Origin of the sequence: Vibrio sp. 1F279 (assembly GCF_041439815.1) — a bacterium.
Taxonomy (GTDB): domain Bacteria; phylum Pseudomonadota; class Gammaproteobacteria; order Enterobacterales; family Vibrionaceae; genus Vibrio; species Vibrio tasmaniensis_A.
Window position 1 is genome coordinate 154236 of the sequence record NZ_JBGOOU010000001.1, and the last position, 17602, is coordinate 171837.

At 44.9% G+C, this 17602-nt stretch carries 14 protein-coding genes; 8 read left to right on the forward strand and 6 right to left on the reverse strand.

The features are described 5' to 3' along the window. Positions 1-4: 4 nt before the first annotated feature. The 6 genes from ACED60_RS00655 to ACED60_RS00680 all read left to right on the forward strand — a co-directional run bounded on the left by ACED60_RS00655 (position 5) and on the right by ACED60_RS00680 (position 6662). Entirely contained in the window at positions 5-967 is a 963-nt protein-coding gene (locus tag ACED60_RS00655; RefSeq protein WP_371726659.1) for a DUF58 domain-containing protein, read from the forward strand. Further along, a complete protein-coding gene (locus ACED60_RS00660; RefSeq protein ID WP_108111939.1) occupies positions 968-1510 on the forward strand; it encodes a DUF4381 domain-containing protein in 543 nt (180 codons plus the stop codon). It begins immediately after the preceding gene. Further along, complete coding sequence (locus ACED60_RS00665; protein ID WP_371726660.1) at positions 1503-2582, forward strand: VWA domain-containing protein; 1080 nt, start codon at positions 1503-1505, stop codon at positions 2580-2582. Before ACED60_RS00660 ends, ACED60_RS00665 begins: the two co-directional genes overlap by 8 nt. Beyond that, positions 2575-4299, forward strand: coding sequence for a VWA domain-containing protein (locus ACED60_RS00670; protein WP_371726661.1), 1725 nt, complete (start codon positions 2575-2577; stop codon positions 4297-4299). Before ACED60_RS00665 ends, ACED60_RS00670 begins: the two co-directional genes overlap by 8 nt. Next, complete coding sequence (locus tag ACED60_RS00675; RefSeq protein ID WP_371726662.1) at positions 4296-5678, forward strand: BatD family protein; 1383 nt, start codon at positions 4296-4298, stop codon at positions 5676-5678. The genes ACED60_RS00670 and ACED60_RS00675 overlap by 4 nt, the downstream gene beginning before the upstream one ends. 78 nt (positions 5679-5756) lie before the next feature. Continuing rightward, on the forward strand, positions 5757-6662 hold the full coding sequence (locus tag ACED60_RS00680) for a LysR family transcriptional regulator (protein WP_371694488.1): 906 nt from the start codon (positions 5757-5759) through the stop codon (positions 6660-6662). Between the two features lie 204 nt (positions 6663-6866). Here the strand turns inward: ACED60_RS00680 and ACED60_RS00685 are convergent, their stop codons facing one another. Both ACED60_RS00685 and ACED60_RS00690 read right to left on the reverse strand, forming a co-directional pair. Next, positions 6867-8549, reverse strand: a complete 1683-nt coding sequence (locus tag ACED60_RS00685) for an alkaline phosphatase family protein (RefSeq protein WP_371726663.1) — start codon at positions 8547-8549, stop codon at positions 6867-6869. Positions 8550-8746: 197 nt separating this feature from the next. Then, positions 8747-9535, reverse strand: a complete 789-nt coding sequence (locus ACED60_RS00690; protein ID WP_004730504.1) for an SUMF1/EgtB/PvdO family nonheme iron enzyme — start codon at positions 9533-9535, stop codon at positions 8747-8749. Between the two features lie 136 nt (positions 9536-9671). On the opposite strand from ACED60_RS00690, the gene ACED60_RS00695 reads away from it, so the two are divergent. Continuing rightward, on the forward strand, positions 9672-11003 hold the full coding sequence (locus tag ACED60_RS00695) for an anaerobic sulfatase maturase (RefSeq protein ID WP_017080106.1): 1332 nt from the start codon (positions 9672-9674) through the stop codon (positions 11001-11003). An 87-nt stretch (positions 11004-11090) separates the two neighbouring features. Then, positions 11091-12149, forward strand: coding sequence for a hypothetical protein (locus tag ACED60_RS00700; RefSeq protein ID WP_371726664.1), 1059 nt, complete (start codon positions 11091-11093; stop codon positions 12147-12149). Between the two features lie 107 nt (positions 12150-12256). On the opposite strand, the gene ACED60_RS00705 is transcribed toward ACED60_RS00700, so the two are convergent. The 4 genes from ACED60_RS00705 to ACED60_RS00720 form a co-directional block, all read right to left on the reverse strand. Beyond that, positions 12257-13309: an ABC sulfate transporter permease gene (locus ACED60_RS00705; RefSeq protein ID WP_009844969.1), complete on the reverse strand. Its 1053-nt coding sequence runs from the start codon at positions 13307-13309 to the stop codon at positions 12257-12259. 1 nt (position 13310) lies between these two features. After that, entirely contained in the window at positions 13311-13787 is a 477-nt protein-coding gene (locus tag ACED60_RS00710) for a hypothetical protein (RefSeq protein ID WP_009844970.1), read from the reverse strand. Positions 13788-13796: 9 nt separating this feature from the next. Then, positions 13797-17000 carry a response regulator gene (locus ACED60_RS00715; protein WP_371726665.1) on the reverse strand — a complete coding sequence of 1068 codons (3204 nt, stop codon included), beginning with the start codon at positions 16998-17000 and terminating at the stop codon, positions 13797-13799. A 215-nt stretch (positions 17001-17215) separates the two neighbouring features. Then, positions 17216-17590 (reverse strand): hypothetical protein, encoded by a 375-nt coding sequence (locus ACED60_RS00720; RefSeq protein WP_009844972.1) that lies wholly within the window; start codon positions 17588-17590, stop codon positions 17216-17218. Between the last annotated feature and the right edge of the window lie 12 nt (positions 17591-17602).

Sequence of the window (17602 nt, forward strand, 5' to 3'; positions counted from 1 at the left end):
CGTCATGGCTAAGCCAACACAAGCTCCTAAACCGCAAGGCCTTGATCCTCGACTGTACTGTGACTATTCAAGGTTAGTGCGAATCCAGGCTCAAGCTGAGTCGTTTTCTCTGTTGCCTCATCTAAAGGCGGGCAGTGTATTGTCGGGCCGACATAATTCCCTGTTTCGTGGTCGTGGTTTGAATTTTGAGGAATTACGTCATTACCAATTGGGTGATGATATCCGTAATCTCGATTGGAAAGTCACGATGCGAACGGGTAAGCCTCATGTTCGTAGCTATACCGAAGAGAAAGACCGAAATGTAATGATCTGTGTCGATCAGCGCAGTTCGATGTTCTTTGCTTCTCAAAACACCATGAAATCGGTTGTTGCGGCCGAAGTCGCGGCATTGTGTGGATGGCGAGTCCTGAAAGATGGTGACCGTGTTGGCTTTGTTTTAGCCTCACATCAAAAGCTCTTTCATACCAAAGCGCAGCGTTCACAGTCTGATTTACTGGCTCAGTTAAAGCATCTTACCAAGGCTAATCAAAGCTTAGACGTGAGTGTGAGTGACAGCGAAGGAGTCGGGTTCAGTCAATGGATTGAACTGATAAAACGAATGAGATTAAAGCAGTCGACCTTGATCTTTATTAGCGATTGGCGCGACTGCCAAGAACAACATCTAGACCGACTAAAGCAGTTACAGCAACACAACGATATCTTGGCCATAATGATCACAGACCCATTGGAACAATCATTACCTCAAGATCTCGCAAGCGCAAATTGGGTGGTGGGTGATGGTCGCTTTCAACTTAATCTCGATAGCCAATCTAAGGTTAACCTCGCAAGTGAAAGCCTTGCTCAAAAGGCTGCACTCCAGAAACAGTCCCTTGCTAAATTAATGGCGATGAAAAACCTCCCTTATATCGAATTAGATACGTCTGGAACTCATATTTCTCAGCTTCAAAAGCTGGTGGGAGGGCGTTAGATGGCCGTTGAACATACGCCTCCAAGTACTTATATCCTTCGCGATCTGCACGATGTCGCCATTCCCGAGAGCGTGAGCTGGATGCCGCAAACTATTGGCTGGAAGATCCTTGGCGTCATTCTGTTATTGGTCGCTGTCTATCTGGCTTATCGTTTGGCGCAGAAATGGTGGAATAACCGTTATCGCAAAGAAGCGCTTCAAGAGCTCATGATATTGGATGCACGAGACAAAAATTCAACAGAACGAACCTTCAAAGTACTGAAAGTGGTGCTTCGTTACCTAGACAGCAGCAATGCAAAGCTGTTTGGAAAAGCCTATGTAAACCGTCTGAACGCTTATCTGCCTGTTAGCGCTAACACAAGTGAAAACAGCAATGCGTTCTTTGCCGATGAAGTTTCGGAATTATGGATGCAAAGCCTAATTGACCCTAATGTGCGTCTGAGCTTTGAACAGCGATTAGAGGTAATTCAAACCGCGATGATGTGGCTAAAACTTCACAAGCCGAATGTACAGGTAACGGTTGAGGGGCAAGACAATGTTTGATGTTTTATCTGCCAGCTTTGAATTTGCGCACCCACTGTGGTTTATCGCACTACCTTTGCCTTTACTCGTTTACTTCGCCGTACCTGCTTATCGCACTAAACAAATGGCCATCAAGGTGCCATTTTTCAGTGAGTTGGTTGAAGCGATTGGCGAGGCTCCATCAGAAGGTGCAAGCCAATTAACACCAACCTGGTGGCAACGCACTACGCTGATCATTACCTGGGTATTAGTGATCTGCGCATTAGCGAAACCTACCATTCTTGGTGAGCCACAAGTTCGTGAACAATTAGGTCGCGACGTGATGGTGGTTGTCGATTTGTCTGGCTCAATGGCTGAACAAGATTTTACGTCTAAACAAGGGGATAAAATCTCTCGCTTAGATGCGACCAAAGAGGTGTTAGCCGATTTCGCGAAAACCAGAAAAGGGGACCGACTCGGTTTGATCTTGTTTGGTGATGCAGCGTTTGTACAAACGCCATTTACCGCCGACCAAGATGTATGGCTTGAACTGCTTAATCAAACCGATGTCGCGATGGCAGGGCAAAGCACGCACTTAGGTGATGCGATTGGTCTTGCGATTAAGGTGTTTGAGCAAAGTGAGAAGCAAAGTGCTGCCGTTCAAGATTCAAGTGTTGATGCCAACGTGAAAGAGAAAGTCGTGATCGTATTAACCGACGGTAATGACACCGGAAGCTTTGTTGAACCTATCGATGCCGCCAAAGTCGCCAAGGCGAAAGGCGTTCGTATTCACGTTATCGCCATGGGTGATCCTCAAACCGTGGGAGAAGTGGCGTTGGATATGGAAACCATCAAACGTGTGGCTCAAGAGTCAGGTGGCGAAGCCTTTGAGGCACTTAACCGCGACGAACTTACCAAAGCCTACGCTCAGATTGGTGAGCTAGAACCACAATTATATGAAAGTACCACTTATCGCCCTAAACAGGGGCTGCACCATTACTTAATGGCGATTGTTGTTGTGATGTATCTGACTGCCTTTAGTCTGGCGACTTTACGTAGAAGGTCGCTTTTGGCTTCTAAAACTAAAAAATTGAAAGGAGAGGATGATGCCTGATTCTCTCACTCTGCAACAGTTCTTTACCCAGTTTCATTTTATCCGACCTTTGTGGTTGTTGGCCTTTATTCCGATGTTCTTCCTGTTATGGGTTCGTTGGAGAGAAGAGACCAAACCAACGTGGAAAGACATTCTACCTGCACACTTACGTGATGCATTGACCATTGGTGAAACAGGCTGGCGTAGGCAGCTGCCATTGAAGCTATTGGTGGTGATTGTAACTATCGCCATCATTATCTGTTCTGGCCCAACATGGCAACGTGAGGCTTCGCCTTTTGGTGAAGACAAAGCGTCGATGTTGGTTGTGCTTGATAACAGTGAATCTATGCTCGCTAAAGACTTACCACCGAGTCGCTTGGAACGATCTAAGCAGAAGATTAGAGACTTATTAGCAGCTCGGAAAGGCGGTAATACGGGCTTAGTTGTTTACGCAGGCAGCGCACACGTCGCGATGCCCGTTACTCAAGACAGCAAGGTATTCGAACCGTTTCTAGCGGCTATCACACCCGATATCATGCCGGTATCAGGTAAGTCAGCAGAAGAAGCACTGCCATTGATTAATCAACAACTGTCTGGTGAGTTAGGCTCTTCTGTACTGCTGGTATCAGATGGTGTCAACCCAAGCACCATTAGGGCGTACGAGAGTTTCTTTAACGACAATCCGTATCAGTTGCTCATTCTCGCCGCAGGAAACAGTAATGTGGTGAGCGATAACCCAGTCGACCTAGATTCACTGCGTAACTTAGCGAGTAAGACGGGTGGACGAGTGGTTGAGGTGACCGTTGATGATTCGGATATCCAACAACTGAACAGAGCGGTTGAAAGAAACATGCAGCTCAACGGCGAATCTTCAATGCCTTGGAAAGACATGGGCTATGGCTTGCTTATCCCAATGGCGATTATCATGTTGTTGTGGTTCAGAAAAGGATGGCTGGTGCAGTGGTGTGTCGTTGGTCTAGTGATTTCGGGCAGCATCTATTCACCAAGCACTTTTGCGAAAACAGTCAACTTAACTGCTGAGAAACCCGTTGTGGTGGAGTCGGTTACGGCTTGGGACAAAACAGCTCAATGGTGGTGGGACTTATGGTTAACGCCCGATCAGCAAGGTCAACGTTTGTTGAACCAGAAGGAGTACCTTCAAGCTGCAAAACATTTTACTGACCCGATGCGAAAGGGCGCGGCTTATTACTATGCTCGTGATTTTAAGCTCGCTCACAGTGCGTTCCTGCAAACCAAAACTGACCTTGGTTTGTACAATGCAGCCAGTGCGTTAGCTAGGCAGCGCGAATACCTTGCGGCGCGAGACCTCTTGAAATCCCTAAGCGAGAAAGAGGATCTGTCACCAGAACTAAAAACGGATGTGGAAAATAACCTTGCAGTGCTTAGCGGGATTGTCGAAGAGGTAAACCGAACCAGCGAAAGCCAGTCTGGAACCACAGATGGCCCTGAAGAATCTTTAGAACTCGAAGACGATCAGCCGCGAACGGGTGATGGCGCCGAAGAAGAAACGGTAGCGGAATTGATGCTCAAGGAAACGCTTAACGCCAATGAAATCTTGGGCAGCCAAGAGCTTGCCGACAAGTGGTTAAAACGCGTTGAAGCGGATCCTAAGTTCTTCTTGAAGTCGAAATTTCAAATTCAATTAAGAGATCCTGCACCGTCTATCGAACAGACACCAACACAGGAACAGGCATCAAAACAGGAGCAAACACAATGAGTCGATACGATTTAGCTCTTGAAGCGATTCAATCAAAGCGAACGCGATTCACAGCCCGTACATGGTTGCTGTCGATGACTCTTATGTTGAGTTGGTTTTTTCCTGCTGTTGCTTCTGCTGCCGATATCTTCGATCTGCAAAAAAGTGGTGATGTGGAACTTATCGCTTGGGTAGGGGAAAAGCCAAAGTCAGGCGACAAAATAACGCCGGCCAAAGTCAGCTTAAATGAGCAAGTGATTCTGAATATTGAGGTGGCGACACCGCGCTGGTTAACGAGCGGCACTCGAATCGGCAGTATCGAAATCCCTAACGTGATCGCTAAGCAGCGTAACCAACTCGCGACGAACTACACAGAAAGAGTTGGTGGCAGTACATGGTCACGTCAGCGCTGGGAGGTGACACTTTATCCGATGACTTCTGGCGAGTTTGTTATTCCAACCGTGCCGGTTCGTATCCAAGTTTCTGCTCCTGATGGTTCAAACGTGGGCGGCACGCTTTACACGCGGCCGATTAAGTTTGAAGCCTCATTACCGTCTGGTTTGCTAAGCGATGAATCGCCTTGGTTTTCTGCGACAGACGTGGATGTTGAGCAGCAGTGGCAACGTTCGAGCGAAGACTTAAAAGTGGGTGATGCGGTTACTCGAACCGTGACGGTCAAAGCGAAAGACAGTTTGTCGGTGTTACTTCCCAATGTGTTGACCAATGAATCGACTCAGCAATATCAAGCTTACCCTCAGCCTAATCGTTTAGATGACACACAAGAACGTAGTGACTATCGGTCCAGTAGAATTGAAGAGACGGTTTATGTGATTCAGCAAGGTGGTGAATTTACCTTACCGGAGTTCACATTCCAGTGGTGGGACAGCAAAAATCAGCGTCTTGAGAGCGTGGTGATAAAAGGCGAGGTGTTTGAAGCAAAACATACGCTCCGATCTTTCATCAAGGCTTACATGTCGATCTTTATAAGCGTTGGTTTGGCAGTAGTGTTATGTGGCATGTTATTCGTTGCGGCGAAGCGCTATTACAAGAACCGACCAACACCGAGTTGGTTGGTATTGCGTCGTTTGCTTAAGCAAAATAATTGGCCCGCATTGAGAACTTTTATCTATCGTCAATTACGAAACCAAACCTCTCAGCTAGAGCTGAATAAAGCGCAGCTAAGTAAAGCGCAACTTGGTAATTTGAATGGACAAAAACGTTGGGTGGAAGACAGTGCATCCCTCCAACAAGGGCGAGAAGACAAAAACGTATTTACTCGTTTGTGGAGAGGGTTACGTAACTTACCCAATGACACATCAAACTCTAGCAATTCTCGTTCAATTTTCGACCGCTTGAAAATCCCTAAAGCCTTGCCAGACTTAAAAGATAGAACTAAGTAGCAAACTTTAGTCATTCGCATCGAACAAAATCGGCAGGCTCTCTACTATAGGGAACCTGCTTCTTTAATATGGAACTGTATGAAAAGCACCGAACTCAATTTAATTCCTATATTTGTTGCTATCTATGAAGAGCAGAACTTATCTAGGGCTGCTAATCGCATGGATATAAGCCAACCAGCAGTGAGCAAAGCGCTTGCTAGGCTTCGTGATATTTATGACGAGCCACTGTTTCACCGCACCACATCAGGCGTAGAGCCAACCACATTCGCTATTGATATCTATCCTGCAATGGCCGCTGCGCTAAAAAACTTTACGTCTACCTTATCTGCATCAAGAGATTTCGACCCCAAAACTTCAGGCCGCGTTTATTCAATTGCCTGCGTCTCGGCGGCGAGCTACGAAATGATGCCAAGAGTGATGCAGTTAATCAGCCAAGTTGCACCTGGTATCGCATTAGAAGTTCACCCTCTATTTACCGAAGACTACGAGTCTGATTTAAGGCTTCAAAGACATGATGTGATTGTTGATATGACACCTAAAGGAAGAACCATGCTCAAGCATGAGGTGATTTCTAAAGAGGAGCTGGTGGTCGTTTGCCGCAAAGACCATCCTACGATTGGTGATACCATCGATATGGAGCAGTTCCTATCAGTTGAGCATGTGGTTGTATCTCGTTGGCATGCACGTAAAAGCTTATTGAGTTCTGAACACTACAGTGACCTTGAAAAACGAAGAATAGTCTATCGAGCTGCGGGCGTTGTAGAGATGCTGCCAGTTATTGAAGGCTCTGATTACATCGGAGTGCTACCTATGTCATCGGTGCGTTGTTTTTCTGAAAAGTACGCGGTTAAAACACTACCACTACCATTCGAATTGGAAGATCTCGATATGTGTATGATTTGGCACCCGAGTCGCACTAATGAACCTAGCCACAAATGGTTGCGCGCTAAGATCAAAGCGGCAGCAAAAGACATATCAAGTTAACCTTTAAAGGGGGATTGATGGAAAATGTTTGTGCGAATAGCCGTTATTCCCAGCACTGACATACGTTGATTGGATTTCGACCTAACTACAGGCAATCAAAAAGAGCCGCTTATCTGTTTTGACTGAGTCAGTCTGAATTGATAAGTGGCTCTTTTACTTGGTGTGGGTTTCGACATTAAAACTAAGAAACCTCAATGACATCTATTATTCGGTAATTTCTTGCAGAACTTCTCCAATTGATCCACTTGGTTGGGTTATCCCTAGTTTGTTCGAAAGTGTTGGCGCAATGTCGTATGGCGTAATTGCCCGCGAGATCTTCTGAGCTTCAACGTCGTAGCCTGCGAAGATTACAGGGACATGCGTATCGTACTTCCATGGCGAGCCATGTGTAGAGGCGATTTGAAGGCCTTCCATGTCGTTAATGTAACTACGCGGTGCAAATACCACATACACGTCACCTGAACGAGCAGGGTGGTAGTTGTTTTTGATTAGCTGCATCACATGAGTATCAGGCACTCGGTTCGCTGCAATATCGCTGCTTGATACTGCAAACGCCACACCCTTCACTTTCGCTATTTCATCTGCGATCGCTTCCTGCACTTTAGCTAGGTCAAGTTTCTTCTCTGCGATTAAATCGTGATTCAGATAGATATAAGGCTGTGCATACAAGCGAATTGCGTCTTTGGTTAGACCAAATTCATCCTTCAATCGTTTCTCAACACCACTCGAGAGCAGTGTATCTTTATTGAAGTATTGAGCTTGATTAAAGCCAAGCGCATTTGCCGCGGGTGAAGATTCAGGGACACCATGATCGGCAGACAACACAATTAATGTATTTTTTAGCCCGACTTGGTTATCAACGGTTTTAAGAAGCTTGGCGATCGTCTTATCAAGTCGAATTAGGTTGTCTTCTGTTTCTAGGCTTTCAGGGCCGTATAAGTGCACCACGTAGTCGTTTGATGAGAAACTCACAGACAGATAATCAGTCACTTCACCTTGGCCTAGCTTCTCTTGCATCAACAGTGTGCTTGCAAAGTTTTCTGTGATCTCGTCACCGGCTGGGCTAACGGTTAGCGTTGTGCTGTAGTACTTGTAACTTGCAGGGCCATAAGGGTGAGGGAAGGTGCGTTGGAAGTCACCGAGTTTCACTTTGTGTTCGGTATCGTGTTCTTGAAGCGTGTACTTGTCACGTGGTAATGAGAGCTCCCACTTCTGTTTCGAGTACTGAGCAGCAATTGCTTTCTCGTTCCAACGTGATACCCAATCTGGATACTCGTCGTAGTAATAGTTGCTGGTGACAAACTCAGATTGCGCTTTGGAGAACCAGAAGGCTTTACCACTGTGTCCCGCCAATGAGATTGCGCCGCGGTCTTTCACTGATACACCGAACACTTTTGATTTTCCACTATTGGAAATCGTCAACTCGTCACCAAACGTGGTGGAAAGTATTGGCTCAGGAGAACGTCCATCGCCCTGTGCTGTCTTCTGCGTTGGGTCGATCTCAGTTGCTTTGTCGACACCCGCGCCAGAGGTCAACATTTTGTAGTTGCCGTCTTCTACGTTATACACCAAACGCTCTTCGCTACGGTCATACCAAACGTTACCTACCATGCCGTGTACGCTCGGTGGCGCACCGGTTGCAAGCGACACATGGCCCACGATCGTTTCCGTGTTGCCATGTTGGTAGTTCGCGTTGGTGTAGTAAGTGCCGTCATCCATTAAGTACCGGAAACCACCTTCACCGAAGTTATGCTTATATCGTTCGATTAGATCTGCGCGCAGGCCATCTACCGTGATTTGAAGGACTAGATCTGGCTTTTCCGCAGCCGAAGCTGGGAGAGCACAGAGTAACGCGAGTGTCAGTCCTGAAAGCTTGGTGTATTGCATAGAGTTTCCTTATTCAGTATTGCAGCAAAGTTCTAACGTTTGGTCAGATTTCTAACGTGTGTACAGTGCGAATCGTATTTTTAGGATTGTTTGTGAAGATTATTGAGTCATAACCGTCGGCACCTTTAGCTAGTTCGCACATTTAGCTGGTTCACATCTTTAGTTAGTTCGCATATCTAGCTAGTTCAGAGCCTTAGTTAGTTCGCATCCTTAACTAAACGCAGGCCCATATCTGACATAGTGATCGATTGGCTTGCGAAGTCGCGACGGTAACTTTCAGATTCGTTTTCGTCATAAGCAAAGCTGCCACCGCGAACCGATTTATGTGATAAACCAACGTCGCTGTGTTTTGCGTTGTTAGGATTGTCTGTTGGACCGAATCGGTAGAAGGTGTCATCGAAGGCATCAATCACAAACTCACCCACGTTTCCGGTCATGTCATATAAGCCTAGTTCATTTGGCTTCTTTAGCCCGACTGGATGTGCGCTATTTTTAGAATTTGCTGAGTACCACGCAACATCATCTAAGTTATTGGAACCACTGTAAGTATAGCCTTTGCTCTTGTTGCCACCTTTCGCTGCAAATTCCCATTCAGCTTCAGTCGGCAGACGGTATTCTTCACCTGTAAGTTCGTTCAATTGTTCAACGAAGTAGTTCGCCTGTTGCCAACTTAAGTTATTGACCGGAACTTGTGGGTTTTGGAAATAACTGAGAGATGAACCCATCACCGATTCGAACAATTCTTGAGTCACCTCAAACTTCGCAATGTAGAAACTATCTACAGTTATATCTCGCGCTGGTCGTTCTGCTTTGGTCGCTTCAGGATCGTTCGAACCCATGGTGAATGTACCACCTTCAACTAGCACCATCTCTTGGTCGATTTGTTGGGCGATAGGGTGTGTAGGCACGCTCGCACAGCCGCTTAGGAAAATAGTCATGGTGACGCTGCTGATCGCCGCTAATTGTTTGTAATTGAAAAATTTCATCACGTGCCTCGAATGTTCGAAATAGAGGGCAATTTTAACGTTTAAGGTCATTCCTATTGGTTATAAAGGGTATAACATGCCACTGACTGAAATAGGCATTATGATGGCTACAGACACTAAGATAGGTAGATAAATCATGCATATTACTCAAGGTCCACAATACAATGGTAAAGCGTCTAAACGCTTGCATGTTATGGCTAAGCCAATTGGCGCAGCGTGCAACATTGACTGTAAATATTGTTATTACCTAAGTAAGCAAGATTTGTTGGAGTACAAGAAAGGCAGTTCTCCAAGAATGGATGATGAGACGTTAGAAACCTACATCCGACAATACATCGAAGGTCAAAATACGCCTGAAATTATCTTCTCATGGCAGGGCGGTGAACCGACCATGCTGGGTTTAGCGTACTTTGAACGCGTGGTTGAGCTACAGAAAAAGTACCGACCTGAAGGGGTGTTGATTTCAAACGATCTACAAACCAATGGCACATTATTGAATGACGACTGGGGGCGATTCTTAGCACAGAACAATTTCCTAATCGGCTTGAGTATTGATGGCCCTGAAATGCTGCACAACGCGTATCGTGTCAACAGAGCAGGCCGTGGTACATTCAAACAAGTGATGGCGGCCGTTGAACTGCTGCACAAACACCAAGTGAAATTCGCAACGCTGACTTGTGTGAATAACCTCACCAGTCAAAATGCACTTGAGGTGTATCGCTTCCTACGTGATGTGGTGAAGTCACCGCAAATGCAGTTTATCCCTATCGTTGAGCAAAAAACCTTTAGAACGGTTGCGCCACAAACGTCTCAAGTGAGTGAGCAACTTAAGCAAGGCGACAAACGCCTGATCCCCGGCCATAAAGACTCGATTATGGAATCGTGGTGTGTGTCGGACTTGGCTTGGGGTAACTTCCTTATTTCTGTATTTGATGAGTGGGCGAAGAACGACATCGGTAAAGTGTTCGTTCAGTATTTTGAAGCAAGTTTAGAAACATGGATAGGGCGTCCTAACCCGCTTTGTACTCTGAATGAAATCTGCGGTAAAGGCCTCGCGATGGAGCCTAATGGCGACGTATTCTCATGCGACCACTATGTTTACCCTGAATACAAGATTGGCAATATTCATCACGAGAAGCTTGATGACTTGGCGTACAGCGCACCACAGCAAAAGTTTGGTTTCGCTAAATCACGCACAATGACCAGTCAATGTCAGCAGTGTGATTACAAGTTTGCTTGTCATGGTGAATGTCCTAAAAACCGCTTTATCAAAACTCGCGCAGGCGAACCGGGCTTGAACTACTTATGTGCAGGTTGGCACAAGTTCTTTTCTCATGTCGACAAGTCGATGGCTTATATCGCTCGTGCGATGGGGCATCCGGTTGCTCATGGCAAATTCAGTGACTCAGTATTGATGGCACATCGTGCAAAACAAGCGCAACAAACTACGTTCGAGACCAAGTTTTAACTCGTTTTTTGGGTCAACAGGTCCAAGACAAATTTAATCAGATACGAGTCTAAGGACAGGCTAAGTTCTCCAGTTTAAGGTAATACTATGATGAAGAAGAGTTTAGCGACGGCTGTTGCTTTATTAGTTTCAACGTCCGCATTAGTTTCAACGTCTGCGATGGCAGCGAATAGCGTTCAGCAAACTGTTGACGCACCGGCAAAAAATATCAATCAAGTGCTCGAAATGACGGACACACAAACCCGTATTCAACAGTTGTCTTACATGGCACAAGATCAGAACCAATCTATAGAGAATCGTACTGGTGCACTGCAAGAGCTTGCTTCATACCCAAGCCAGAATGCGCTGGTGGCGGTGGCAAGAGGTTTGAAAGATCAAAACCCTGAAGTTCGTGAGGCTTCGATTATCGGTTCTTCGCCATATCAACTTGAGCATCGTTGGGCGTTAGTTTCGCCTTTGCTGAGCGATTCAGATTCTATGGTTCGTCACTCGGCAACATCGAACTTAGTACGTGATTACAATACGTTAGATAAAGAACAGAAAGCACAAATTGAACAACCCGTCGCTGAGTTAATCACATTCTTGGAATCACAAGAATCTGAAAAGTTTCAATTGTTGTTCGCTGACGTGCTCCGTTGGCACAATGAATGGGATAAAGCGGAAACGATTTATCTTGAGTTGATTAATACTCACCAGAAAGACCCTCAAGTTTGGCTGAGCTACGCGGATAACTTCCGAGCTCAGAATAAAGATCAACAAGCGGTCGGGGTGTTGGATCGTGGTTTGAAGAACGTGCCGGACAATGCAGCGATGCACTATTCTAAATCATTAACTTTGGTTCGCCTTGAAGACAAGGCAGCAGCAGCCAAAGAGATTGAAGTAGCAGCAGAACTTGCAAAAGATAACAGCTACTACTGGTACTTGAATGGGGTACTACAAGAAGAGCTGGATATCGACAAATCGACTAAATCGTTCGAGAAGGCGTATTTGATCTCTGGTTCTCCGGAGCAGTTATATGCAGTATGTGATATCTACGTGCGATACGGCAACGACAAGACCGATGATTGCTTAAGTGAGCTAGGTAAAGTGGCTCCTGACTATGTTATTGAGCAGCTGAAAGAGAAGCGAGTAGCGCCAAGCTCATAATATTTGAATGAGTAAATAGATAAGCCGCTTATGAAAAGCCAGTCGAAATATTCGACTGGCTTTTTTGGATCTTAATTGCTGCAAGTGACCATCGATTTGAATTCGAGCTAAAAAACAAAACTCAACATGATGGTGTAGAGCAATGCATCTTTATCGGTTTTAGGGGCGTCAATAAAGGCACCGTTTGACCTACGAGCTTCGAAGAATTGCATTTCACCATTGATAGATATATTTGACATCAAGTCGTAATCTACACCAACTAAGTAGCTATTCCCTTCTAAGTGCTCATTGGCGTTAAATTGCGCGCCGTATACTACGTAAGGTGTGAATACTCCTAAATGGTAACCTAGGCTGGCGTACATGGATGAAGAAACGTCACTGATTTGACCTTCGCTCGCCAATACCGCTTGGCCAAATTCATATTCAGCGCCTAGCGACCAAAGTTGGATGTGTTGGTTGTCTGCTGTTGGAAGCGTGCCAACGTTTTTAATTTTTGTCGTTTGATCGAAATTTGAATCAAGGAAAGATAAGTTCCAACGATAGTTATCACCACTTAATTGAAGGTTTGCACCAAACATTCGATTTGTTTCGAATTCCAGCTCGGTTGTCGAATTGAACTCTACTTCATTCTTATCTTTGATTCCGACAAATGGAGAGAGTTGTAGGGTAGCTTCATCGGTTACATCATGAGTCCAACTCACTTTGACACCGTTGAAAGCGGTAATACCAAGAACGCTGTTATACACCTCTGTCGGTGGTCTTGCCGTCATATAGGCTTGGCCAACATAATAGTATTCAGAGGCAAGGAATAGTGGCAGTCGTAATCGACCAATACTCACATCGAAGTCGTTAAATTCATAGCCCAAGTAAGCCCACTCGAGTTGAGGATCACTCCAATCATATTGGGGTGGTTTGACAACTTGTACGGAAGCTTTAAATGAGTTGTAAAAGTAATCGAGTTGAACTCCAAGTGTGGTATCACAGTCATAACAATTTTCATCGGTAAAACCATTGTTGATGATTAAAGGGGAGTCGTTATCTGATGTTGCCCAAGAAGTAGAACCAAATCCGCTTAACGAAAAATTATCGGTAAGTTCAATAATAGCGAAAGCCGGAGAGGCAATTGAAGCACATAGCACTGACGTAATTATTTTTTTCATATTATTTCTCCGAGCTTATAACGTATAGAACATTGGCATTTTCAGGGAGCGTCGAGAGCGGGGCGTACCCAATTCGATTGGGCTTGTCATCAAGCCAGTCAACCAAGGTTTCGGTGGACGCCGATTTAATCTCTCTTGGATAACGAGCTTTACCTGAGAAGGATAAGCTCGCCCAATGGGCATTCATTTGAGCTGCGTTTTTTCCAAGCAGTTGTTGGTAAAAAACTTCACGTTCGCTGCTGTTTTCAGGCCAATCAGAAAGTTCTACACGTTTACCATCGAGTCGTTTTGTTTTTCCTCTATACAGCTTCCTTGCTTTGTTTATCGATATTTCTTCAAATCCTGAATCTAAAGAGAATATGGCGTAATCTTCTGCGGCATGAGCTGGGCTGAGAAGAAGCAAGTTTCCTAATAGCCCTACCGCGACTGGCAATATGACTCTGCGTGGAAGTGTTTTTATTGTTTTAATCCAATCCATGGGTTTCTCCTAACAAGTCGCACTTTCTATTTGATGGAATAGCTTTTCTTTTCTTACGGGCTTCGCTACGTATCCATCCATGCCTGAATCAAAGCACTTTTGAATGTCATCATCGATAACACTGGCGGTTAGCGCGATGATAGGAGTTTTGCTTAAGCCTAGGTTTTTCTCATGCTCCCGAATCTCCTTAGTTGCTGTGAAACCGTCCATAACGGGCATCATGCAATCCATTAGTATAATGTCGAAACTACTGTCGTTTTGGTACATATCAACGGCAATTTGACCATTCTCTGCAATTTCAAAAGCGTAACCAGCCCTTGTTAGCATGACCGAAGCGACTTTTTGGTTAACTCGATTGTCTTCGACGAGCAGTATTCTTTCAGATTTGCTCGGAACCGGGTTTTGTTCTCTTTCCTCTGGCACAGTCCGTTTAGCTGCAGCATTAAGAATCGGCGTTACGGTCGCGGGTTTTTTCGTAGATTTAGTTTTGTAGGCAACAGGAAGTGGCATTGCTTCAACGGCGGCAAGTACTTTTTCTTTTAACATTTCAAATTTGAATGGCTTTGGCACATAGTCATCCATGCCCACGTCGAAACACCTTTGAATATCGTCATCAATAACACTGGCGGTCAGGGCAATGATAGGGATACGACGCGTGGCATTGGTCTCTTTTTCAACGCGGCGAATATTACTTGTCGCTTCAAAGCCATCCATAACCGGCATCATGCAGTCCATGAGTATTGCTGCGTAGTGAGGGTTCGATCTGAACATGTCCACGGCTTCCTGGCCATTATTCGCAAACTCGAATTCAAAACCACTTTTACCAACATGAAGCCCGGCAATTTTTTGGTTGACCTTGTTGTCTTCGACGATCAGAATTTTGTGTTGTATCTCTAGAGAAGGTTGGCTCGCCTCTGAAAGCTCAACCCGACCCTGTGTATCACAGAGCTCAACCGCTTTAATCAAACGTAAACCGAGTAGGGGCTGTGATACTTGAGCCGTAACACAATTGCCGATGTCAGCCGGCTCGCTCAAAAATGATCGAATCAAGCAGATAGTGATGCCGTTTTGGTGGAGCTTATCTAAGTCACTGGTATAGTCACTGGCTTGGAATGTGTCATCTTCAGCAAAGACAACTGTGATTGGGTTAGCGTGCTTTTGAATCGTGAGTTGTTGTGTAAGCTCAGCTGTATCTCTCGTTTGTTGGGTTATTTCTAAACCATAGAGGTTAAGGTCCCATTCTATTCGTTTAGAGAGCATGTTCGCGTTACCTAGAACATAAATGTCGGCGGTTGCTGTGCTTGGTTTTGGCAACATTAAATCAATGGGTAATTCTAGATCGAAGTAGAAACAACTGCCTTTACCTTTGACGGAGTCGAGTTGGATCTGACCACCCATAAGTTCAACAAGCTGAGTACTGATCGCAAGGCCAAGACCAGTACCACCGAATTGTCTGGTCGTTGAATCATCTTCTTGAGCGAACGGTTCGAATATCTGTTTCTGTTGCTGTTTATCGATACCAATCCCCGTGTCTCGCACAGAAAACCTTAGGGTGACATTGTTTTCTGCTTTGTTTAGCGTTTGGATTGACAGGGTAACGCCACCTTCTGCTGTGAACTTCACCGCGTTCGACATAAAGTTCATCAAGATCTGTCTTAATCGGTGATCATCGATCATCACGCGTGCAGGTGTGTCTGGGCTGATATCAACGTTCACTGATATTTTTTGCTCTTTAGCTTTTGGCGCGACAATAGATGCGATGTCGTAAATGGATTCTCTAATCGATGCCGAATGCGGGCTGATTAATAGCATGCCAGATTCAATCTTAGAGAAGTCTAAGATGTCGTTGATCAGGCTTAGTAGTAGTTGAGATGAGGTCTCGATCGTATCTACATAATCACGTTGTGTTGGTGTAAGTGGTGTGTCTGACAGAATCTCCGAAATACCGATAACGCCATTCAGTGGGGTTCGAATTTCATGAGACATATTGGCCAAGAAGCTACTTTTCGCTTTGCTAGCTTGTATCGCGTGGTCTTTGGCTTCTTCGGCGTCTTCTTTAGCTCGCTCTGCGTCTTCTTTCGCTATCGTTAACTTCTCTTTTGCATGTTCTCGTTCGATGGTCAGTCGCTCTACTTGCTGAGCAAATAGGCTGAGTTCGTCTTTGCCTTGAATCAGTTTGTCCAAAGAAGGGCGGGTATCATCATTTTCACTTTTTAAGAACCTAAGAACTAGCCCAAGATTGTTGGTGACTTGTTTCGCTAAACTGAGGGTTAATCCCATAACAGTTGCTGCAAGCAACGTGACGATGGAAATAAATAGCGTTCTTTCTGTTTGAGCATCTGAGATCGCTTGAGCTACTTCGGCTTGGAACTCTTGTTTGATCACGTCACCTAAATTCTGCAACAGGCTTAGGCGAGCACTCATCGCATTGAGTCCGGTAGTGATCTCTTGTGGAGTCAATGCGCTTATTGTGGATGAACTATGAAGTGCGTGACGTATCTCTTGGCTTTTCATAAAAGCCTCATCTTTAAACACTTCAATCATGAGTGAAACTTGATGTGTATTGGCATTCAAGGACACAAATCTTTCTAAGAACAAAACTTGCCTAGCATTGAGGCTTTCAACCAACTCGGCTAGTTCAGAATCATACTCTTGATGATTTTGGTAAATATCGAAGAGTGAAGCGCTGAGCTTAAATTCTTCATTTGACCAAAACATCAACCACTCTAGTTGATGCAAGGCGGTGAGGTGCTGTTGAATCTCACGCTTGGTGATATCAAAAGGGACTTTCTCAATGGCTAGCAACAATTGTTGGTACAAGTCACTTTGCCATTCAATCGCATCCAGCTTATCGAAACTGTCGGTCGTTTTCATAGTCGACAAGGTTGCCTCACTGAAGTCGGCCAGCAGTTGGTTCACTTCTTCGGAACTGTTTAGAAATATGCTGGGTGAAAGTGCTTTGAGCTCGGCATTTACCTTAGCACTTCGATTAACGAACTCTTCAGTGTTTGGGGCCAAAGTACTTCGATACAAGACAGAGATATCTTCAAGGTAAATTGCTAACTGATTGGTTCGCTCAAAATCGTTTAACTGCGTCGTCAGAAAGTAAGCTTGTCTACCGGCTAAGAAAAGGAGCAATGAGATCGGTAGTAGAACTAAGCCAAAGAGTTTATGTTTAACTGAAAGGTTATTCCAGACCGTGAGTGTCGACATATTAAGGATCCATCCAACTGGTTTTATATAAAAACAGTAGAATAAAAATGCCGATATGGAAACTTTGAAACTGTAAATTTAATGGAAGTGTGGGAGGGGTATAAGTTCTTGTGATTCCACAGCTTATTTTGAAATAGCTTGTCTTGCTAGCAATTTATAGCGTTTGGCGGTCGGTTTGATTTTGATGCTTATTGATGAGTATCTTAAAAAGCGAGTTAATTAGGGTGATTTTTATCGAGACTTAGTTCAAATAGAAGTTGCTCTAACACCGTTTTTGCAGAAGGTTCTAGCGCCCAAACACCGAGCATTCTGTTCAGTGCAGCGCGGTACACTCTGTTTTTGAGTAGGAAAGCGAGCGTACGCGTATCGTTGCTCAGAACATTTGATTGTACGACGGTTAACTCAGCTTTGTTCTCGATATCGATTTTCTGAAGATTGAAAGCGGGTAGAAAGGCACACTCATACCAAACTTCTATGATCTCTCGAAGTTCGATTTCCTCTTCAGGCACATCGCAGCCCTGAAGTTGATGGTTTTCAGGAATTGCGGATAAGTAAGCGACATCAAGCTTGTCTGCAACGAATGTGTACATTTGCTTCCTTTG